Genomic DNA, 21,899 nt, shown 5'->3' on the forward strand with positions numbered 1-21,899 from the left:
CCCCGCGGGCGAGTTGTCCGCGGGGTGTTCTGCGTTCAGTGACCCGTGCGCGCGGGCTCGCTCGCGTCACGCCCGGCGAACGCAGGCGACGACCTCGGCGAGCACCTGCTCGACCCGGGACCCATCGAGTGCGGCGGCCGCGCCGGTCACCATGACCTGCAGCTCCCCTCGCGCGGTCGGCGAGCCCTCGATCTGCAGCATCCACCGCGAGGTCCGCGGCGGGAACACGTACAGGTCACCGCCCGAACGGGGCGGGGTGATCGTCGGGGTCCAGCCGAGCAGGACCGGAACCGGGAAGAGCCGCCCGTCGACGACCGGCTTTCCCAGTACGTCCAGCACGTCTTCCATCGGCGCGGTCGCCGCGGCGATACACCGGCGGGTGCGTTCCACCGAGTCGCGCACATCCTCTCGGGCGTCGAGCGGCGTCATCGCGGATATGACGAAATCGCCCACGATGCCGTCGGCACCCGCCGGCCGTTTCGACGCCGCGGTGGCGGCCATCACCCGGTGTTGCCCGGTGAGCCGTGCCAGCGCCACGGACACCGCGCACCCGAACGCCTCGAACGGGGTCATACCGCGCTCGGACGCACCAGTGCGGAACTGCGCGTAGGTGTCGGCGTCGACGAGAGCCCGACGGCGTAGGGCCGCGGACTGTTCGCACGAGACGGGGTCCAGACCGTCCAGGGTGAAGGTCCGGTCGGCCGGCGCACCCAGCAGTTCCTTCCACCACCGCCCGTCGACCGCGTCGTCGGCGGTCCGTGTCGGCGACGAGATCGACTGCGCAGCGGGCATGTTCACTCCGCGAGCGATGAGGTCGGCCTCGGTGGCGAGCACTCCGAGCGAGTGCCCGTCCACGGCAATGTGATGGAACACCGCGACCGCAGCCGTCACACCGCCGTCGGCATCCGCCAGAATCCGCATGCAGAACGGTGGAGCCACCCGCACATCCAGCGACGCCGACATCTGTTCGGCGAGCGCACGCAGGTCGTCCCGCCCTGGGTCCGGGCCGGCTTCGGCGAGTGGAACGATCTGCACGGCGGCATCGACGGCCGCGTCGGCGCCGCCCGCCATCGCCCGCTGCACCGGCCCGGCGGGGGTGTCCGGATAGATCGATCGCAGGGCGGGGTGCCGATCGGCCAACGTCCGGAGCAACTCTCGCAGTTCGACGGCAGTGGGCCGCCCGGCCTCGGGTGGAACCCAGCCGAGGCGGATCAGCTGCCCGTGCGGATGTCCCGGCGCGCGTTCGACCGTCCGTTCCGCGGACGTGAGAGGACGGTCCTCGTCGAGCGCGACCGGTCGACGTGTGTCGACGTCCGGGCCCACCGGCTCGACCATCCGCTGCGCCAGCGTCTCCAGGTCGGGCGCGGTGAGCACGTCGTCGGGGCCGATCTCGGAATGCCCTGCCGCCGTGAGCAAGCCGACGACCCGCATGACCGCCAGGGAGTCGCCGCCCTGCTCGAGGAAGCCGGCGAACAGATCCACCGCATCTGTGCCCAGGGTCTCCCCCACGACCCGCACCAGCAGGGTCTCGTGCGACCCCACCGGTCCCCGCGCGGACCGGCTGCGGGGGAGCGGGTACTCCGCCAGCTTTCGCACGTCGAGCTTGCCGTTGCCGGTGGGGGGCAGCGCGTCGATGCACACGACGAGGGCCGGGACCATGTACGACGGCAGCACACGGGCGACTGCGCGGCGTAGACCGGGTGTGTCGGGGTCCGTTCCGGAATCACGCGGCACGACGAACGACACCAATGCGGTTCGGCCCGAGGGTAATTCCCGCAGAATCGTCGCGGAGCTCCGTACGCCGGCGCACCGCCCGAGCGCGGCGTCGATCTCGGCGAGTTCGATGCGCAGCCCGCGCAGGGTGACCTGCTTGTCACGCCGTCCCAGCAGGCTGATCTCACCCGCGCCGGACCACTGCGCCAGGTCTCCCGTCCGGTACATCGTCTCCCCGGTCGAGAACGTGCACGCGACAAAAGCTTCCGCGGTGGACACCGGGTCGTCGAGATAGCCGTCGGCCAGCTGCGGTCCCGCGCAGTGGAGTGTGCCCAGCGCGCCCGGAGGCTGCGACCGCCCCAGCCGGTCCAGGACCGCCTCGCTCACCCCCACCATCGGCGGACCCACGGTGATCGCCCTGCCCGGGGCCAACGGTCCGGAGATGTTGATGCTGCATCGGGTTTCGGTGGGTCCGTAGGCATTCCTCAGTCGAACACGACCCGACCACGTGTCGACCAGGCGCCGCGAGGGGGCTTCACCGCCGATGATCACCTGCACGAGGTCGTCGGCGAGGTCGACGGGCAGCGTGTCCAGGACCGACGGCGTGACGATGAGGTGACTGACGCGGTGTCGTCGGATCAGGTGGGCGAGGGCCTCACCACCGGACGCCGAGTTCGGCGCGACGACGACGGTCGCCCCGCAGACGACCCCGCACAGCATCTCCACGACGCCGGTGTCGAAGGTCGGGGACGACGCGTGCAGGATGCGCGACCCGGGTGCGAGCGCATAGGTCTGTCGGATCTCCGCGACCAGGGCGGGAATGCCGCGGTGCGGCATCACCACGCCTTTCGGTGTGCCCGTGGATCCTGAGGTGAACAGCAGGTAGGCGGCGTCGTCGGGCCCGCATTCCAGGCCGCGCGACCGGCCTGCCATCGGTGAGCCGGGGTCGTCGTGCTCGAGGTCGAGCCACCGGACCGAGCCCGGGCGTGCGGTGCCCGGCGTGCACAACCCGACTTCGGCGCCGGAGCGTTCGACGAGATCCCGCGTCCTCGCCTCCGGTGCGAACGGGTCGCCGACGGGCACCCACACGCCGCCCGCGCACAGCACCGACCAGAACGCGACGATCGAGGCCACCGACCTATCGATCGACACCGCCACGCGGTCGCCCGCACCGACCCCGGCCGACATGAGCAGCCGAGTCCCCCGATCCACCCGGAGGGCGAACTCGCGCCGGGACACCGACACCTCACCGTCGATGATCGCGACTGCCTCTGGATTCGACGACCGATAGTCCTCGAGGTGGCTCACGGTCGGCACGAACGGCGGCGCCGGCGGTCCGCTCCGGTACCGGAACCGCTCCCATTCCCCGTCGACGAACACCGAGTCGTCGGGAACCCGGGCGCCGCCGTCCAGTTCGTGCAGGGTCGCGGTGAGGTGGCGGTCGAAGCGCCGGGCAAGGGTGGCCAGCGCGTCGGCGTCGACGACTGCCGCCGGGGCTTCCCAGGTCACCGCCTGACGCCCTTCCTGGTCCGCGGGGTGCAGGGTCACCGCGACGTCGGAGATCGGTCCGGTCCGCATCAGCTCGAGTCCCCAGTGCAGGCCGTCGACAGCGGGCGACTCGAAACCCGGCAGGAGGTTGACCACTGCACCGAAACCATTAAGCCCCTGCCGGTTTCGCAGCATGTCCTCGCGGGGGTAACGCTGACGGCGGAGTGCGTCGATCAGGGCCGACGACACATCGGCGACCGCCTGCGCGGCGTCACGGTCCCCGATTCCGTCGAGGCGCAACGGCACGACGTTCGAGACGGGCTGCACCGCCCGTGATCGTGCCGCCGACGTTCGGACGGCCACCGGAAGACTCAGCCCCACGTCCGGGGTGTCGAGGAGCCGGGCGCACAGACCTGCGAAGGCCGCGACGAACTCCGCCGCCGATGCGACACGCGGACTGCTCAGGGTCTCGGTGACCCGCGCGATCGACGACGTGAGATGCGCGACGGGCCCGGCCAGCAGGGACGGTTCGAGGCAGTCGAGTTCTCGCGCCCAGTGTTCCTCGTCGGTCACTCGTCGTCGCGAGTCGCGGTATGCCTTCTCATCGGCTTCGAGTTCGAGATCGTCGGCGAGCAACAGTTCGTCGGGCCGCGCGGTTCCCGCGTAGACACCGGCGATGTGCGCCATCACCCGCAGGGCTCCGGCGCCGTCGGTGAGCACGTGATGAACGCGCACGATCCAGCGGTGGGAGTCGGGACCGAGAACGTGCAGTTCGCTGCGGAACAGCGGCAGTCCGAGGTCGGCACCTGCGGGGTCGTCGAGGAAACGCTGCGCACGCGACTCGCTCGCGGCCGCCGGGTCGACACACGCGGACAGGTCCACGTTCTCCACCGGGTCCAGCCCGGAACCGGCGGGACACAGCGGCTGCGGATGACCCTCGCCCGGTGAGCGTTCCGGGTGCAGACGCACGTCGCACCAGCCGACGTGGTCGAGCACTGCGCCGGCAGCGTGGTGCAGTCGATCGGCGTCGAGCCGGCCGCGCAAGGTCAGGCCGAATGCGACGACGTGCGAGACCTCAGGGTGCAGCAGTTGCGAGAGCCACAGGCCGCGGCGCGTCACGGTCATCGCGGATCGCCCCCCGGACGTCGTCCGGTCGGCCGTGTCACGCTCCGAGCGCGCGGGCGAACATCGGCCACGACTCATGCATCTGGTCCTCCCAGTACCCCCAGGAATGCGTGCCGGTCGCCGGGAGCCGGACGACGGCCGGGATGCGAAGTGCGGCGAGGCGATTCGCCATCGTCACCGTGCACGAACGCGCAGTGGCCTCGGCGAAACCACCGGCGGCGACCTGTTCGGCGAGTTCCCCCACGTTGCCCGCAACGCGCCGGTCCGACAGGTTGTCATGTGCGCCGGGCAAGCCCGTCGCCGCGCTGATCCACAGGGCGGGGGTGCGACGAGCGAGCTTGTAGGCGTTGATCACCGGGTCCTGCGCCGCCCACTGCGGGTCGCCGGGCGGACCGTACATGTTGCTGGCGTCGGCGAGTCCGGGGACGAACGCCACGTTGCGCAGCAGCAGCTGTCCGGTGGGTGATGCGGTGTCGGCGCATCCCGAGTAGGAGCCGACCGCTCGATAGAACCCCGGGTGGTTCTCGGCGATCCGGAGCACCGCGGTACCCGCCATCGAGATACCCGCGACGCCGCGCGAGCGCATCGGCCCGGATCGTCCCCCGTGCGCGTTCTCGAAGGCGGCGGGCAACTCCGAGGTCAGAAAGGTCTCCCACCGCAGGGGCCGGGACGTCTTCACGCCGAACCGGAAGTTCGCGGCGGGGTCGACGCGGCGCCAGTCGGCGTAGTAGCTCGCAGCACCGCCGATCGGGGTGACGGTCCACACGTTCTTGTTGGCATAGAACGCGTTGGCGTCGGTGGCGTGCGTCCAGTCGTCGTCGTCCTCGCCGCCCGACGATCCACTGAGCAGGTACATCACCGGCGCGGCCTGGTTGCGGTTCGCAGGCGTCTGCACCAGCGACGGGACCTGGGTCTGCATGGACCGCGACCACACCGACACCACCAGGTTCCGCGGCGACACCCAGGTCTCCCGGTACGGCGCACCCGCGGTCGCCTTGGCGTAGCCGACCCCGGCGAGGGTGTCCGCGCCCGCGGCGCCGGCCGACGGCACGAGCAGCCCCCCAACGCCGAGCAGGAGGCACAGAACGGCGGCACCACCCGCGATCACGGCGTTGGACAAGCGAGACATCCATGGCTCCCTGGGTTCGGGCCGGGTCATCCAGCCGACTCCGTCATCGTATGCACATCACCGGCGTACTCCGGACAGTTCTGGTCAATCGTCCAGAGCTGTCCCACAGCGGAATCGGACGAATCGGTTATGCCCTCCGCCCTGCCCACGTACGGTCGGACGATGACACCTCTCCTGCGCACCGCCGTCGCGACGCTCGCCGCCGCGGCCGCTCTCCTGACACCCCTCGCGATGTCGTCGGCGACGGCGAATGCCACGCCCTCCTCCGGAATCTCGGCGGTCAGCCTGGCCAAGGCGGACATCCCGGCGGACCTCCTGCCCTTCGTACCCGACGGCGTGCACGTCGAGGTCCGCGAGATCACCATCGCGCCCGGTGGCACCACCGGCTGGCACTACCACGACGGCACGCTCATCGGTCTGGTCCGCCAGGGCACGCTCACTCACCCGGGCTCCGACTGCAAACCCGTCGTCTACCGGACCGGGGAGATCATCCAGGAGCCCGGAGGCAAGGCAAACACCCACGAGGGGACCAACCTCGGGACCACTCCGGTCATCCTCGACGTCCTGTACCTGATGCCACTGAACAAGCCGCTCTCCGAGGACTCGCCGGCGCCGCCGTGCGCGACGGCCACTCCCTGACGGCAAGCGACGCCCCTCCGCTCCCTGAGGTCGAGGAGCGCAAGCAAAGCCCCTCCGCTCCCTGAGGTGCGAGGAGCGCAAGCGACGAGCCACGAAGGGGCTCGCAACCCGCCTCGCGAAGGCCCTTCGAGGCTCGCTTCGCTCGCACCTCAGGGAGCAGGGGGCCACGTCGCTCGCACCTCAGGAGCAGGTTCGCGCACCTCACGGATCAGTGAGCAGGTCACTGCCGCCGGCTGAGCAGGGCGCCGAGTTCGATTGCGAGCGTTCGGGATTCCGCGGTGAGAAGTCGGCCGTCGCGCACCACCCACCGCCCGCCGACCATGACGTCGCGGGGTCGCCGTCCCGGGGCCGCCCAGAGGAGGCCGTCGAGTGGGTCGGGAACCCCGGCGTCGAAGACGTCCGAGCAGTCCCACACACAGAGGTCGGCGGCGGCGCCGGGTCGCAGGTGCCCCAGCTCGCTGCGGCCGAGGCCCATGGCCGAACCCTCGGAGGCCATCGCGAGAACCGCACGGGCCGTGACGGGTTCGCCGATCAAGCCCGAGACCTGCACGGCCAGACGGGCATCGGCGATCAGGTGTCCGGCGTCGTTGCTACCGCCGCCGCTGGTGCCGAGGCCCACCCGCACCCCCGCGGACATGAGTGCGGCAACGCGCGCGACACCCCATCCCATCGGTACGTCGCATCCCGGAGCATGGGTCGCCGACACTCCCGATCTCGCGAGGAGGGACACTTCGTCGTCGGTGATGTCGCACAGGTGTGCCACGGTGACGTCGTCGTCGAGCCAACCCCACTCGTCGAGCAGTGCGAGGGGACGGCGCCCGTATCGTTCCGCGGCGATCTGCACGTCGACCTGCTCGTTGGCCTGCGTACGGCGACGTAGACCCAGGCTCGACGCGACCTCGGCGAGTGCCGCGAAGGTCTCCGGCCCGTCGGCATGTACGCCGGACGGGCCGACGGCCAGCTGGAGCATGCCGTCGGCGCTGGTGCCGTTGGTCGCCGCGCCCAGGTACGTGCCGTGGATGTCCTCGACCGACGCGGCAGCGAGATCCGGGTCGTCACGGGCGGTGCCCCGGACGAACGCCAACCGCGCGCCGACTCGCGCCGCGGCGCCGATCGTCCCGCCGGCCACTGCGACCGGGTCCTGATCGCGCGGCCAGGTCAGATGGTGATCGGCCACCGTGGTCACCCCGCACAGCAGTGATTCGGCGAGTCCGACTGCTGCTGCCGCGGCGGTGAGCTCGGGATCGACACCGACCGACGAATAGCGTTGCGCCATCAGGCCGAGCCACTGCGGCATCGGGACGGACCGGCTCTCCGGGCGCGACCGGAAGGCGGTCTGCAACAGATGGTGATGGGCATTCACGAGACCGGGTGTGACGACGCACCCCGAGACGTCGACGACCTCATCCGCTCGGGCCTGCTCGCCGGCCGCGTCCCCGATCCGTCCGTCCTCGACGACGACCGGGTCGCGGGTGACCATCGAGGCGTCGCGCATCACCGCGGCCGCCCCGGTGAGCACGGTGGTGGTCACAGTTCGAGCACCAGACGACCACTCGTGCAACGAGACACGCAGATCATCATGGATTCGTTCTCGGACCGCTCCTCCGGGGACAGGATCGAGTCCCGGTGGTCCACCTCGCCGCTGACCACCCCCGTCTCACACGTTCCGCAGATTCCCTCGCGACACGACGAGGGTGCCACGACCCCGCGTCCGTCCAGGACGTCGAGGATGGTGCGGTCGTGCGGCACCGTCACGGTCACGCCGGAGAAGGCCAGCGAGAGTTCGAAGTCGGTGTTCGCCGCGGATTCCGTTGTCGTCGCGGTGAACGTCTCGGCGAACGAATCCACCGCCGGTTGCGGTTCGCACACGCGCGCCACCGCATCCAGCATCGACGGCGGACCACATGTGTACACGGCGGTACCGCGCGGCAACCCGCCAAGCACATCACCGAGATCCAGGCGGCCCGAGCGACCGGACTCGTGAACGGTGACCAGCCCTGGGTACCCGGACTCGATCTCGTCGACGAATGCCATCTCCGCCCGCGACCGCCCGACGTAGACGAGCCGCGACGGCCGGCCGGATCGATGCGCCTGCTCCATGAGGGCGAGGACCGGAGTGATGCCGATACCACCGGCCACGAACACGTAGCCGAGTGCGCGCGTCAGCGCGAAGTGGTTGCGCGGCAGACCGATCGTCACCTCGGCGCCCACCTCGATGTCGTCGTGCGCGGAGATCGACCCGCCGCGGCTGTCGAGGCGACGTTCGACAGCGATTCGGTAGGTGCTCGTGTCGTCGGGCGACGAGCACAGGGAGTACTGCCGCACCGGCCCGGCGGGCGTGTGCAGATCGACGTGCGATCCGGCGGTCCACGGCGGGAGCGCCGCGCCCCCCACCGGCGCGAGGACGAATTCGTCCACCCGACTGGTGAGTCGGCGCCGGGACACCACGCGTACACGCACGGTGTCCTGGATGTCGGTTGCTGACAAAGACATCGGAGATCTCCTCGATACGATGATCTCCGCCGGGATTCCCAGCCACGGGAACCACCCCCACCGACCCGGGTCAGGACACCTGCGCCGACGCCTGGACGACGACCAGGCGAGCGGCCTCGCGACCTATGAGCCGCCATCGGTGGGGAATTCCGCCAGCGTAGTAAAGGCTGTCGCCTCTTCGCAATTCGAGAACACTGCCGTCACCGAGATCGACCTCGATCTCGCCGTCGACGACGTGCAGCCATTCGTCCTGGTCGTGCTGGAAGTACTCGCCGTAGTCCCGTCTGTTCAACGACTGCTCCTGGGGGAAGAACGCGGCGTCCCCCCGGACGAGCAGGCGCGCATATCCGGCGTTGTCGCCGGCCTGCGGGAGGATCGCACCTTCTCCCGCACGCACCAGCTGCGCACCCACGGGCGCCGACGACGGGACTCCCGCCACATGCGCGGGGTCGGCGGCCAGCATGAGACTCACCTGGGTCGTGTCCAGGGCCCGCGCGATCCGTTCCAGGGTCGTCATGCTGGGACGCGCGTAACCGCGTTCGAGCTGCGAGAGGAACGGGTGCGAGATACCGGCCTGCGCAGCCAGATTCGCCAGCGTGAGACCGTGTTGCTTGCGTCGTCTGCGAATCTCCGCACCCAGCGACGCCTGCGCGAGATCCGGCTCGTCGAGCGCCATGTGCCCACACCCTTCCTCCGGCGAAAGTCGGATCGATGGTTACACGCCCGCAGCGCTGGTTAACGTCGCGGCAACAGCGCGTTCCTATATTCGGTCGTGTTGACGTGATCAACAAGTATCACGAACCGCCCCACCCCCGCCGACCCCAGCCACAGCGGGACCACCGACCTCACGTGCACCGTTGCACGCCACCGAAGTCCTCGAGGAAGTTTCCGTATGCAGGCTCCGCAGACCGCGCCCGTCCCGGGCATCACCGGGTCATTGCCCGACGGCTCGGTGGTCGACGTCGAATTGTCGGCCGATGCCGACGGCATCCGTCGGGTCCGGGCCGTCACGCCGTTCTCTCCCGACACACCGCGCGGTCCCGGCTGGCTCGATCTGGGTGGTCACCTACTCCTGCCACCCGCGGCGGAACCCCACGCCCACCTCGACAAGGCCCTGTCCTGGTCGGAATTGTCGCCCCCGAGCGGCGATCTCGCCGACGCGATCACTTCCTGGCGGGCCGGCAGTGTCGCCCTGGACGAGCACTCCTTCCGGACCCGTGCGCTGCAGGCGACCTCGTCCATGCTGCGGAACGGGATCACCGCGGTGCGCACCCACGCCGACGTGCTCCCACACGAGGACCCCCTGCGCGCCGTCCGTGTCCTCACCGAGATCCGGGATCACCTGCGCGGGCTGATGGACATCCAGGTCGCGGTACTGGCGAGCCCACTGGCGCCCACCGCGCACATCGAGGCCGCGCTCGACGCAGGCGTCGATCTGGTCGGCGGCGCCCCACACATCGCCGACGATCCGCTCCTCGAACTCACGAGGCTGCTCGATCTGGCCGAGGCGCGCGGCATCGGCGCCGACCTGCACGTCGACGAGTTCCTCGACGGCGACCACCTGACCATCGAGGCCTTCGCGGATCGGGTGGCGGACTGGCCGGAAGACCGTGTCCGCACGGCCGGCCACTGTTGCCGCCTCGACACCCTGGCCACCGACGACCTGCAACGGGTCGCCCGGGCTCTCGCGCGCGCCCGCGTCTCGGTCGTCGCACTGCCGGTGACGAACCTGTATCTCCAAGGCCGCCATGGTCCTTCGGCCGGCCGCCGGGGAATCACCCCGATCGACGTCCTGCGCGACCACGGCGTCCGTGTCGTCGGGGGCGCGGACAACATCCGTGACCCGTTCAATCCCGTCGGGCGGGCCGACCACCTGGAGACAGCTGCCCTGCTGATCACCGCGGCGCATCAGAATCCCCACACGGCAATGGAAATGGTCACCTCCGAGGCGCGTGCCGTGCTGGGACTCGAGCCCGCGGGACCGGTTGTCGGCGCGCGCGGCGACCTCGTCGCGATCCGCGGGAACGACCTCACCGAGGTCATCGCGACCGCTCCGGCCGACCGGGTCGTCATCGTGAACGGCGCCCCGGTCGCGCGCACCGAGACCACCAGCTGGACCAGTTTCCCGGTGCCGCCCGTTTCGTCCCCAGCAGAACTGTCCCCAGCAGGAGTACACCCAGCCGGGATGTCTGCGCCGGGCAGATCCCCCGTCGGTTTGGAGAGATGATGAGTTCACCAGCAACGACCCCCAGGCCGGCACTCGGTCACCCACTCGTCGGCTTCGAACACGTGGAGCTCACCTACCCGGACGGCACCCATGCCCTCCGGGATGTGAACCTCACCGTGCGTGAGGGCGAATTCGTCAGCGTCGTCGGGCCATCCGGGTGCGGCAAGTCGACCCTGCTGCGCTTGTCATCGGGACTGGAGACGATCACCGACGGCTACCTGCAGAGCGGTGCCGCGCGTATCGGGTACGTGTTCCAGGATGCGACCCTGCTCCCGTGGAGGTCGGTGGCCGACAACGTCGCGTTGCTCGGCGAACTGGACGGCGCGCCGAAAGCCGAACGGCGCGAGCGAGTTCGCGCCGCTCTCGAAACGGTCGGGCTGACCGGTTTCGACAAGCACCTGCCGCACATGCTGTCCGGCGGCATGCGGATGCGGGTGTCGCTGGCCCGGTCACTGACCCTCGACCCCGACCTGTTCCTGTTCGACGAGCCCTTCGCCGCCCTCGACGAACTCACCCGTGAGCGGCTCGGAACCGATCTGACGGAGTTGTTCGCCGTCAAACGCTTTGCCGGCCTGTTCATCACGCACTCGGTCGCCGAGGCCGCGTTCCTGTCCACCCGGGTCCTGGTGATGTCTGGGCGACCGGGGACCATCGTCGACGAGATCGAGGTCCCGTTCGACTATCCCCGGGCACCCGACCTGCGTTTCGAGCCGGAGTTCGGCGCGATCGCGGGCAGGATCTCACGCGCACTCCGAGAGGCACATTCATGACCGCCCCCGATACCGGCACCGACACCACACCGAGCGTGAGAACCCCGAAGCCCGGCAAGGCCGGTGCGCCCGACCCCGGGTCAACCACCGAACTCGCCGTGGCCACGCGCACGAGCCGTCGGGGCCGCGCTCGCTCGAGGGCGGTCGGGATCGCCGCACCGCTCGTCGTCCTGGCACTGGTCATCGGCGCCTGGTATCTCGTGAGCTACGCGGTGCTCGACCCCGGACGACGATTCCTCATGCCGCCACCGCATCAGGTCGTCACCGACGGCCTGCTCGGCGACGCCGCGCAGGAGATGTGGGAGGCCCTGAGCCGCACGGCAACCGTGGCGCTGACGGGTTTGGCCATCGCCGCCGTGATCGGCATCACCTGGGCGGTGATCATGTCGCAGTCGCGACTGATGGAGAACGCACTGTTCCCTTACGCCGTTGTCCTGCAGTGTGTCCCGATTCTCGCACTCGTTCCGCTGGTCGGGTTCTGGTTCGGATTCGGCTTCAGCGCACGCGTCTTCGTCTGCGTGCTGATCTCGTTGTTCCCGATCGTGTCCAACACCCTGTTCGGCCTGCGGTCCGTGGACCGGCAGATGCGTGACCTGTTCGCTCTGCACCATCCGAGCCGCGTCACGGTCCTGCGCAAGCTGGAGTTCCCCGCCGCCATGCCGGCGATCTTCGCCGGCCTGCGGATCTCGGCGGGCTTGTCGGTGGTCGGTGCGATCGTCGGCGACTTTTTCTTCAAGCAGGGCAATCCCGGCATCGGCATCCTGATCGACAACTATCGTTCGCGACTGCAGGCCGAGGAACTGTTCGCCTCGATCGTGCTCGCCTCACTTCTCGGCGTGGCCGTCTTCTGGTTGTTCGGGTGGCTCGGCAACCGCATCGTCGGACGCTGGTATCAGCGCTGACCCGACCCCCACCGATCGACCCGGTCGTCTTACCCGCCTTTCCCGATCTTCTCGTCCCTTCAGTCCTGCCCGAATCTCCCTGCACGAAAGAGGAACCCATGAACACACATGTCTGGCGCCGCCTGTCCAAGACCACCGGTGTCGCGGCCGTGGCCGCCGCCCTCGCGTTCACCGCCGCATGCGGTTCCGGTGAGAGCACCGAGTCCTCCGGGTACACCGGGGCTATCGGCCCGGTCGACTTGAGCGCCAACTGCCCGGACAAGATCGTGGTCCAGACCGACTGGAATCCGGAGGCCGAACACGGGCACCTCTACCACCTCCTCGGCCCGGACCCGACGATCAACGCCGGCAACAAGCGCGTCGTCGGTCCGCTGTTCGACCGCGGCGAGTACACCGGCGTCGACATCGAGATCCGTTCCGGCGGACCCGCCATCGGTTTCCAGTCGGTGACCTCGCAGATGTACTCCGATCCGGAGATCCTCCTCGGGTACGTGGACACCGACCAGGCGATCCAGAACTCGAAGGACAATCCGACGACCGCGGTCATGGCGCCGCTCGACATCAGCCCGCAGATGATCATGTGGGATCCCGCCACCTACCCGCAGGTACAGAAGATCGCCGACCTCAAGCCCGCGAACGCGCGCGTGCTCTACTTCGAGGGGTCGACGTACATGGACTACCTGACCGGGTCGGGTGTCCTCTCCCCCGGTCAGGTCGACGGCAGTTACGACGGATCGCCGGCCAACTTCGTCTCCGACGGCGGCAAGACCGCCCAGCAGGGATTCGCCAGCTCTGAGCCCCAGGTCTATCAGGAGGAGGTCGAGGGGTGGCAGAAGCCGGTGAAGTACCAGCTGATCCACGACGTCGGCTTCCCCACCTACAAGTCGTCCGTCGCGGTGCGCTCGGCAGCACTGGAGGAGAACGCCGCCTGCCTCGAACAGCTCGTCCCCGTGTTGCAGCGCGGGTCCGTCGACTACCTGGCTTCGCCCCAGGCGGCGGACGAGGTCATCCTCGACGCCGTCGAACAGTACGACACGGGCTGGGTGTACTCCCAGCGCAACGCCGACTACGCCCGTAAGACGATGGCCGAGCTCAACCTGGTGAGCAACGGCCCCGACGCGACCATCGGCAACTTCGACACCGCCCGCGTCGCCCGCGTGATGGAGGTGACCGGACCGATCTTCACCGAACAGGGCACCCCGGCCGCCGACCGCCTGACCCCCGAGGCGATCGCGACCAACCGCTTCATCGACACCTCGGTAGGCCTGCCCCAGTGACCGCGCCCGTGGTGGCCGTCGGCACGGATGAGGGACGCCCCGACTTCGGACCCGACGACGTCGACGCGCTGGCCGACGATCTACTCGCGATCGTCGGCCCGCGCGGCATCAGCTCGCTGCCCCGCGCACTCGCACGGGCGGCCCGCGACGGTTCCGGGATGAGCCCGATCCTCTCCGCGCAGGACCTCGGCGAACCGGACCTCGTGTGCTATCCGCGTACAGCGGACGCGGTGCCCGAGATCGTGCGTGCGGCCGTCGCCCGCGGGGTGCCGATCACCACGCGCGGCAAGGGGACCGGTAACTACGGCCAGGTCATCCCGCGCTTCGGCGGACTCGTCCTGGACATGACGTCGCTGACCGAGATACGGGACGTCACCGGACGTTCGGTCACCGCGCAGGCGGGCGCGCGGATGATCAACCTGGAACAGACGGCCTGGGCTCATGACAGCCAGCTGTGGATGTACCCGTCCACGGTCCAGTCGACCCTCGGCGGCTTCCTCGCGGGAGGCTCCGCCGGTACCGGCACGATCGTGCACGGCCGCAACCACCAGGGTTTCGTCGAGGCGCTCGATGTCGTCCACGCCACCGGCGATGCCGAGGTGGTCCACCTCGACGGCGACGACGCGACGCCCTTCGTGCACACCTACGGGGTCGCCGGCATCATCGTCGCGGCCACGGTCCGGGTGGAGCCGCTACAGCAATGGCGTTGTGTCTATGCGAGTTTCGAGTCCGGCCGGGAGGCATTCGACGCGGCCTTCCGGCTGGCGGCCATCGAACCGAAGCCGCGGCTGCTGTCCGCGGACGGTCCGATCATCACCGCGGCCCTGCCCGACGACCCCGCCCTCGTCCGGGGACGCGCCAGCGTGCGCGGGATCATCGACGCCCGGGCCCTGGTGGAGACCACCGATCTCATCGCGGCCGCCGGCGGCCGCGTCGAAGCGGTCCGTGAGGGCATCGCCGAGACGGTCAAACTGTCCACGCTGTCCTACAACCACCCGACATGGTGGCTGCAGAAGTCGCAGCCGGACAAGTGGTTTCACATGGAGGTACGCGGCGACGCACTCGTCAGCCGTCTCGACGAGGTCGAGCAGGTCTACGAGGGCGGCATGCTGCATCTCGAGGTCGGCCACGAGATGATGTTCGGAATGCTCAACGGCATCTACCGCAGTCCGCAGCAGGTCATCGACGGGGTCGCCGCACTCGAAGAACTCGGGGTCGGGGTCCACTCCCCGCATCAGTGGTACGTCGACCTCGACGCCGAACGGGTCCGCGCGCTGGCCCAGCGGACCGATCCGAAGGGGCTGCTCAACCCGGGAAGGTGGATGTGAACGCCGTGGACACGACGAGCGTGAACCGGGCCGGGAATCGGCGTTACGCCGAGCTGACCACCGAACAGGTCGGTGACGCCCTGTCGCGCGATTCCATTCTCGTCCTGCCCACGGGCGCAATCGAACCGCACGGACCGCACCTCCCGCTCGCCACCGACCTCATCGTCGCCGAAGCCGTCGCCGAGGCGGTCGTCGAACGCGGTGCCGCTGCGGGGTACGACGTCTGGTTGTTGCCCGCACTGGGATACACCAAGTCCGACGAGCACTCTCGTCTGCCGGGCACGATCTGGCTGCGGGCGACCACCCTGTTCGAGACGATCGTCGACATCGGTGCCTCGCTGGCGCAGACCCCCGCGCGACGTGTGCTCTTCCTGAACGCGCACGGCGGCAACTCCGCCCTGATCGAGGTTGCGGCGCGCGAGCTCCGACGACGTTTCGACCTGCAGACGTTCTTCTCCTCCGGCCCGGGCCATCCCGGTCCCACCGAGCGCGGACTCGGCATCCACGCCGGGTGGGCCGAGACCTCGATGATGCTGCACCTCCGACCGGATCTGGTGTACATGGACAAGGCGGTCGCGACGGTCGCGGACGCGGTCGCCGACGCGACACACGTCGGGTTCGCCGGGACGGTCCGATTCGGCTGGCTCTCCACCGATTTCGCCGAGTCGGGCGTCATCGGCGATCCCACCGGCGCCGACGCGTCGACCGGCGCGGAGCTCTTCGACGAGCGGGTCGACGCCCTCGTCGCCGCACTTCCGGAGATCGCCACGTTCGACCCGGGCCGGGTCGGACGTTGATCACCAGCGGGACCGGCTTCGGAACCGATTGCGCGAACGCCGATCAGCTCACGGTCCAGCCGATGACACTACTGCGAGATTGGCTGCCCGCACCGGAAGAACCCCGTCCGTTGATGGCACTGGCGACGTGCGGCCGCGACGGCTATCCCCGGGTTCGACACGTTCTCATCACCGAAGCCGACGACACGGCGGTGTACTTCCACACCGACACCAGATCGGCGAAGGTCGCCGAACTCACCGAGAACCCCCGTGCCTCGGTCGCGATCGCCTGGCCTGCGGTGGGCCGTCAGGTCGTCGCGCACGGCGACGTCCGACGCGCCCCGGAGGACGAACTGCACCAGGCGTTCTCACGCCGTTCTCGCTACCTGCAGCTGCTGGCGTGGATGAACGACGGCGACCTCGCGGCGCTGTCTCCCGAGGAGCGGCGGCGGCGCTGGGCCGACTTCGACGCGGCGCACCCGCGACTCTCGGCGCCGCCGACCTGGACCGGATACGCCGTCGACCTGCGGGAGATCACCTTCTGGCGGGGCGACCCGGACGGTCCGTCGCAACGAGTACGGTTCACCCACAACGACAATCAATGGACATCGGAGGTACTACCGGGATGACCGGCACTTACCACAACGCGCTGATCCTGCCGGTCAGCGGCGAGAAACCGTGGTTCTGGGGATGGCTGTCGGTCGGGACCGACGGCCGGATCTCCGGGATCGGCGAGGGTTCCCCACCCGCCGACGCACCTCTCCCCCGCCATGACCTCGAGGGCGCCTTCCTCGCACCCGGTTTCGTCTCGGCCCACAGCCACATCTACACCGGCGGGATGCGAGGCGTCGCCCCGAACAGTCCGCTCTACGAATGGGTCACGCTCAACAGCACGATGCTGCTCGGCGCCGAGGCGGAGGACCTGTACTGGATGACGCTGGCGGGCGGGCTCGACCACCTGTCCTCCGGCATCACGTCCGTGTACAACTTCACCCAGTCGCGTGTCCTCGCGCTGTTCGACTACGAGGAGTCCGTCCTCAAGGCGGCGCGCGTGCACCCGCCCGAATTCGTCACCGCGCAGGTGGACGGTCTGGCGGCCGCCGGCATCCGCTTCGTCACCAGCGTGCGGCTCGACGACGAACAGCTCGGCGAGGACGCGGCCTTCACGGGCTTCGACGCGGTCATGACCCACCTGAGCACCGTCGACCCGGCACTCGATCTGGGCGGCTCGGTGTACGGGTCGGTGCAGTGGTCGTCGTCGCAGGCGACCGCCGAGCGCGAACGGGCCCTGATGGACCGGTACGGGATCACCAATCAGGCACATTTCGTCGAGACGGCCGAACAGATCGAGATCCAGCAGTCGAAGTTCGACTGGTACGACGCCGCGGGCGTCTTGGGGCCCGGCTTCGCCTTCGGGCACTTCGTCCATCCGACCGAGAACATGGTCACGAGGGTGCGCGAGACCGGGTCGGCAGTGGTGTGGCAACCGATGTCCAACGGCCGGCTCGGTTCGGGGATCGCCGATGTGCCACGCCTGCTTCGGGATTCGATCACCGTCGGCATGGGTGTCGACGATCAGTCGTGCACCGACGTGTCGGACCCGTTCGAGAACATGCGGACCGGATTGTTCCTCCAGCGCGGAAAGCACAGCGACGCCGCGATTCTGACCCCGCTCGATGTACTGATGCTGCACACGCTCGGGTCAGCATCGGCGATCGGGGTGGCCGACAAGGTCGGTTCGCTGGAGGTGGGCAAGTTCGCGGACCTCCTCGTCGTCGACCCACGGTCGCCCCACCTCGGACCGATCTGGGACCCCGTCGCCACGTACGTTCTCGGATGCGGGCTGCGAAACCTGCGCGAGGTCATCGTGGGAGGCCGGCCGGTGTGGCATCGCGACGTGGCCGATCCCGTACGCGCCCAGGCCGATTCCGAACTCACCGAGCGGATGATCGCCTCGGCCGCGCACTCGGGGATACACCCGGTCGTCGCGGCGCGTCACGGTGAGAGTCGCACGAGCGTCGACGACCACCGCTCGGTGTAGTCGGCGATCCGCGAATCGGTGCTGTAGGTCGAGTCGATCAGGTAGAGGCCCGGTGCCGGGCACACCGCGCCGAGTTCCACCAGGACCGGTTTGAGCAGCAGGTCGGGCGCCATGGCATGCGCGGGGCCCGCCCCGAGCATCAGCGGGACGGCGGTCACATCTCGTAGACCCTCGCCCGTGGCGAACTGGTCGAGAAAGAGCTTCAGGACTCCGGTGTAGGTCGCCTTGAAGGTCGGGCTGGCGACCACGACGAGATCCGAGGAGGCGACGGTCTCCACGGCGCCCCGGACCGCGGCGTCGCCCCACCCGAGCAGACCTGCCCCGAAGTCGATCACGTCGATGACGTGGTCGGGTTCGGTTCCGGTCAGCGCCTTCGCCAGCTGCCGGGCGGCATCGAGGGTGCGCGAACCGGGTTTGGGGTTCCCGGCGACAACGGTGGTGGTCATGGTCCGCCTTTCGCAGTATCGGTCCCGCCTATCGTGCCTCAGCCGACGCCGGCGTACCGGCCCGGCGCCGCAGCACCGTGATCGCTGCCGTCGTCACGATCAGCGCCACGATCGTCCCGGCCGCCACTCCGACGACGGCCGTCGTCTCGCCCTGTGCGTTCACGATGATCCCGACGAACGCCCAGATCAGGGTGAGCGGGTAGGCGACGAGCACCGACCCGACGACTGCCGTGACGGCCAGCCCGACCACGGCGCACGCGAGCAGAACGGCCAGCTGCCAGCCCAGGGATCGCGGGTCGGCGAGGTCGGCTCCGATCGCGGCGGCCCAGTTCTGGAAGACCGCTGCGGTCGCCCACGCCGCATAGACACCGACGAGGATGCGGGTCACTGCCGTGAGCCATCGCGGCGCCGAGCCGTCGGCCGGTCTCGCGGCGATCCGGGCCGCGTCGAGCAGGGCCACCGTCATGACCGTCAGCACGAGCGGGGTCACCCACGTCCACTCGGCGGCCGACACCAGAATCCACACCGCCGCGCCTGCGAACGCGACTTCGAGGTCGATGAGCAGGCGCCGCGGATCATCGGTCCCGGTGGACCCCTTCCAGACCACCGCGACGGCGAACACGATCGACAGCAGGTAGATGAGGCTCCAGATCGAGAACGTGTAACCCGCCGGGGTGATCAGGAGATCGGTCGTCGACTCGTTGGGCGAGGCGCCGAATCCGGAGAACGGGACGACGGGCGCGAGCACCTGAGCCACGGCGAGGAACACGGCGAGCCAGGTGATCGGACCGGGGAGACGCGTGGGTGTCATGTGTCCCAACGTAGGCGCAAGTGTCCGTTTCACGCCGCAACTCCCCTTGAGCTGCGCTGGAGACCGCGTCAAGGCCGGGCATGGGTCCCGGGGATTCGAAACGCGTCCGCGTCTTGAGTTGTCAAAGGACGTGTGGCGCCGGATCGGCGCCGGAGGGTCTTTGGGCGAAGCGGTTACACGAGGGCGTCGTCGAGTCGCATCGTGCGCCGGTTGTAGGCGGGTCGGGGTAGACGTCGCGGGTCAATGTCGGCAGGCGGGATCAGCCACGGATGCCGGTCGGGACCCATCACCACCTGCCACCCGTGGTGATGGACCTGGGTATGACACCGCTGGCACAACAGGCACCCATTGTCCAGATCGGTGGGACCACCGTCAGCCCAGTGCACCAGATGATGGACCTGCGTATGCGCGGCGGGCGCACCACATTTCACGCAGCACAAGTCCCGCACGATAATTGCCTGCCGCAGATGGTGCGGGAACAGCCGTTTCGTGGTTCCCATCCGCAGCGGCACGCCCTCGGCGTCGAGAATGATCTCGGCGACCCGGCCATCACACGACAACCGCTGCGCCGACGCGGCCGATATCGCCCCGACCCACGGCAACCGTGCCGGATCGACGCCGCCGGCAGGAACGGTGACCAGAACCTGCGTACGCGGTGCCCCCGCGGTGGTCATCGCCGCACCGATCGCCGCCTGATCCAACAGCAACTCCAACCCGTCCGCACGACGCTGAGCCACACAGCGGCGGTCCTCGGCGCCGTCGGGTTCGGGACGCGGACCGGATCGTTCGTCGATCATCGACAAGAACTTCTCCCCGATCACTGCGGTCACATCCGCGCTGATCGCGACCCGCCCCTCCTCGGTCACCCTGGTGTGCACCGTGTTCAACGACGCATCATCAGCCGCCGGAACCGTGTCGGGATCCGCGGCGGCGACACGCACCGCGATACCACGTGCGCCGGTGTCGATCTCGGCGGGAGTGGCACCGGAGAACGCCTGTGTCAGCAGTTCGGTCTCGAACACCCGACGGTCGTCGTCGGAAAGCGGTGCTGCAGCGCGTTTGTCGATAAGAGCGATCCCTCGAACGACCGCGTCGACGCACTCGGCAGACAGGTACCCGTCGGCGGCACAGTCGGCGACCTTCGGCAACAAGGCCAGGCTGCCGGCTATCCGCACACCACGGTGGGCAACTGATGGTGGCATTCCCATCTCGATCAGCCACGACCGTGTCGTCGATCCCGCCCGCGCCGCCGCACCCGAAGCATCCAGAAGAGCTACGTGCACAGCGATTTGGTGATCCAGCACATTGCGCAACACACGCAGTTCGTCGAGTCGGTCGAACACCGCGCGACCACTCGGATCGCCGGGTGGTGGTTGCAAGACGATGAGGGTGTCGCGGAGCTCCGTGATCGAGGTCATGACACCAAGGTACTCGCCAAAACATTCGACGACGAGGTTTGTCCACAGCCTGTTCTCTTACGAATCTGATTGTGCGGCAGCTTATGTCACACACGTACCAGCGGTGAACTGTGGTGGACTGTGGTGAACAGAAACCCCACCAGTCACAGCTGCAAGTACGCCGGGGAGGTCAACCCACCGGGCGAAGGTCCGAGGTCGTACCCGGACGCGATCCCCGGTATTTCTCGACCCAACGGGCCGACCCGGCGTCCGCATCGGACTCGGCAGTGTCCCAGTCCACGAAATCGTAGAGATCGCCCGCCATCTCGACGATGACGTCGCGGAGTTCGAGGGGTTCGAGCCAGCGCTGCGGGATCGCTGCCACGCCGTCGCGCGCACCCAGTAGATTGCCGGCGATGGCGCCCGTGGAGTCCGAGTCGCCATCGTGGTTGACCGCGATGATCACCGCTTCTTCGAGGTCGTCGGCCACCAGCGCGGAATAGACGGCAATGGCGAGCGCCTCCTCGCCGGTCCAGCCCCCACCCAGCCGCTCGATCGCCGCCTCGTGGGACAGGCCCGAATCGGCCAGTGCCTCAGCGGTTTCGAGCGCGACAAGGGTCTCCTCGTGGCCGGTGCGCATCCGGAGAATCCCCTTCGCCTCCGCCAACGCCTCCGGCAGGCTCGCCCCGGCGACCAAATCGCGGATCACGACCGCGAGAACACCGGCGGGTAACGAGCCGGAGGGGTGTCCGTGCGTGAGCGAGGCGAGCGCTGCCGCGAGATCGAAGGCACCCCCGGCCGACCACTCGGCTCGGGCCGCGAACAACCCCACGGGCGCCACTCTCATGACGCCGCCGCACCCATTGCTGTCGTTGTCGGCGGGCTCGCCGGGACGAGTGGTCACCCGGAGTGCCTCGAGGCAGGTGGTTCCGGGTGCACGCCGGCTGTGCAGCTGCCGGTGTCCCGCCAGCCAGCTCGACCGTTCGGTCGTCGCCAGCACACCGTGCCGCGGATGGCCGCCCTGGGTGATGAACCAGCGGAGGTAGGCGCGCGCCGTGGTTGCCGCGTAACAGGAGATCCCGCCCGCGCAGTCGTGCGCCCAGGCGCGCAGCAGGCCCTCGGCGGTGAACAGCGTCATCTGCGTGTCGTCGGTGATGGTGCCGACGCCGCCGTACGCCTCCGCGTACGAGGTGATCCCCGTGGGCCCGAACCGGTCCAGGATCGAGTCCCGCGTCGAGAACTCGACCGCTCCGCCCAGCGCGTCGCCGGCCGCACCGGCGAGTAAGCATCCGCTGAATCGATCCATGGTCGCCCCCTACAGTTCTCCCCGGCGTCTC

18 protein-coding genes are annotated in these 21,899 nt (G+C 69.1%); 9 read left to right on the forward strand and 9 right to left on the reverse strand.

The window, feature by feature from the left end; translation table 11 throughout:
- Positions 1-66 precede the first annotated feature (66 nt).
- Positions 67-4,326, reverse strand: a complete 4,260-nt coding sequence (locus tag AMD30_RS01270; RefSeq protein ID WP_055474456.1) for a non-ribosomal peptide synthetase — start codon at positions 4,324-4,326, stop codon at positions 67-69.
- A 37-nt stretch (positions 4,327-4,363) separates the two neighbouring features.
- A complete protein-coding gene (locus tag AMD30_RS01275) occupies positions 4,364-5,455 on the reverse strand; it encodes an alpha/beta hydrolase (protein WP_035718281.1) in 1,092 nt (363 codons plus the stop codon).
- Positions 5,456-5,617: 162 nt separating this feature from the next.
- Between AMD30_RS01275 and AMD30_RS01280 the strand changes: the two genes are divergently transcribed.
- Positions 5,618-6,094, forward strand: a complete 477-nt coding sequence (locus tag AMD30_RS01280) for a cupin domain-containing protein (protein ID WP_055474552.1) — start codon at positions 5,618-5,620, stop codon at positions 6,092-6,094.
- A 220-nt stretch (positions 6,095-6,314) separates the two neighbouring features.
- Here AMD30_RS01280 and AMD30_RS01285 read toward each other — a convergent pair whose 3' ends face one another.
- From AMD30_RS01285 to AMD30_RS01295, 3 genes are all read right to left on the reverse strand, one after another.
- Positions 6,315-7,625, reverse strand: coding sequence for an amidohydrolase family protein (locus tag AMD30_RS01285; RefSeq protein ID WP_156354129.1), 1,311 nt, complete (start codon positions 7,623-7,625; stop codon positions 6,315-6,317).
- Positions 7,622-8,587, reverse strand: coding sequence for a PDR/VanB family oxidoreductase (locus tag AMD30_RS01290; RefSeq protein ID WP_055474457.1), 966 nt, complete (start codon positions 8,585-8,587; stop codon positions 7,622-7,624). The genes AMD30_RS01285 and AMD30_RS01290 overlap by 4 nt, the downstream gene beginning before the upstream one ends.
- Before the next feature lie 70 nt (positions 8,588-8,657).
- Entirely contained in the window at positions 8,658-9,263 is a 606-nt protein-coding gene (locus tag AMD30_RS01295; protein ID WP_010842770.1) for a helix-turn-helix domain-containing protein, read from the reverse strand.
- A 216-nt stretch (positions 9,264-9,479) separates the two neighbouring features.
- Between AMD30_RS01295 and AMD30_RS01300 the strand changes: the two genes are divergently transcribed.
- The 8 genes from AMD30_RS01300 (at position 9,480) to AMD30_RS01335 (ending at position 17,908) form a co-directional block, all read left to right on the forward strand.
- Positions 9,480-10,814 carry an amidohydrolase family protein gene (locus AMD30_RS01300; protein WP_055474458.1) on the forward strand — a complete coding sequence of 445 codons (1,335 nt, stop codon included), beginning with the start codon at positions 9,480-9,482 and terminating at the stop codon, positions 10,812-10,814.
- Positions 10,814-11,584 carry an ABC transporter ATP-binding protein gene (locus AMD30_RS01305; protein ID WP_014928117.1) on the forward strand — a complete coding sequence of 257 codons (771 nt, stop codon included), beginning with the start codon at positions 10,814-10,816 and terminating at the stop codon, positions 11,582-11,584. Before AMD30_RS01300 ends, AMD30_RS01305 begins: the two co-directional genes overlap by 1 nt.
- Positions 11,581-12,486 (forward strand): ABC transporter permease, encoded by a 906-nt coding sequence (locus tag AMD30_RS01310; protein ID WP_014928118.1) that lies wholly within the window; start codon positions 11,581-11,583, stop codon positions 12,484-12,486. The genes AMD30_RS01305 and AMD30_RS01310 overlap by 4 nt, the downstream gene beginning before the upstream one ends.
- A gap of 98 nt (positions 12,487-12,584) precedes the next feature.
- Positions 12,585-13,763, forward strand: a complete 1,179-nt coding sequence (locus AMD30_RS01315; protein WP_055474459.1) for a hypothetical protein — start codon at positions 12,585-12,587, stop codon at positions 13,761-13,763.
- The gene (locus AMD30_RS01320; RefSeq protein WP_010842765.1) at positions 13,760-15,091 is read left to right on the forward strand and encodes an FAD-binding oxidoreductase; all 1,332 of its coding nucleotides are present in this window, start codon (positions 13,760-13,762) and stop codon (positions 15,089-15,091) included. The genes AMD30_RS01315 and AMD30_RS01320 overlap by 4 nt, the downstream gene beginning before the upstream one ends.
- On the forward strand, positions 15,088-15,888 hold the full coding sequence (locus tag AMD30_RS01325) for a creatininase family protein (RefSeq protein ID WP_010842764.1): 801 nt from the start codon (positions 15,088-15,090) through the stop codon (positions 15,886-15,888). Before AMD30_RS01320 ends, AMD30_RS01325 begins: the two co-directional genes overlap by 4 nt.
- Positions 15,885-16,496: a pyridoxamine 5'-phosphate oxidase family protein gene (locus AMD30_RS01330; protein WP_044507256.1), complete on the forward strand. Its 612-nt coding sequence runs from the start codon at positions 15,885-15,887 to the stop codon at positions 16,494-16,496. The genes AMD30_RS01325 and AMD30_RS01330 overlap by 4 nt, the downstream gene beginning before the upstream one ends.
- On the forward strand, positions 16,493-17,908 hold the full coding sequence (locus AMD30_RS01335; protein WP_010842762.1) for an amidohydrolase family protein: 1,416 nt from the start codon (positions 16,493-16,495) through the stop codon (positions 17,906-17,908). Before AMD30_RS01330 ends, AMD30_RS01335 begins: the two co-directional genes overlap by 4 nt.
- Here AMD30_RS01335 and AMD30_RS01340 read toward each other — a convergent pair.
- From AMD30_RS01340 to AMD30_RS01355, 4 genes are all read right to left on the reverse strand, one after another.
- Positions 17,863-18,354 carry an NADPH-dependent FMN reductase gene (locus AMD30_RS01340; RefSeq protein WP_010842761.1) on the reverse strand — a complete coding sequence of 164 codons (492 nt, stop codon included), beginning with the start codon at positions 18,352-18,354 and terminating at the stop codon, positions 17,863-17,865. The genes AMD30_RS01335 and AMD30_RS01340 overlap by 46 nt on opposite strands.
- Before the next feature lie 28 nt (positions 18,355-18,382).
- Complete coding sequence (locus AMD30_RS01345; RefSeq protein ID WP_055474460.1) at positions 18,383-19,165, reverse strand: hypothetical protein; 783 nt, start codon at positions 19,163-19,165, stop codon at positions 18,383-18,385.
- Positions 19,166-19,338: 173 nt separating this feature from the next.
- Positions 19,339-20,583: an HNH endonuclease signature motif containing protein gene (locus tag AMD30_RS01350; protein WP_055474461.1), complete on the reverse strand. Its 1,245-nt coding sequence runs from the start codon at positions 20,581-20,583 to the stop codon at positions 19,339-19,341.
- A gap of 169 nt (positions 20,584-20,752) precedes the next feature.
- Positions 20,753-21,868, reverse strand: a complete 1,116-nt coding sequence (locus AMD30_RS01355) for an ADP-ribosylglycohydrolase family protein (protein ID WP_055474462.1) — start codon at positions 21,866-21,868, stop codon at positions 20,753-20,755.
- Between the last annotated feature and the right edge of the window lie 31 nt (positions 21,869-21,899).

It is taken from the genome of Gordonia sp. HS-NH1 (assembly GCF_001418765.1).
Classification (GTDB): domain Bacteria; phylum Actinomycetota; class Actinomycetes; order Mycobacteriales; family Mycobacteriaceae; genus Gordonia.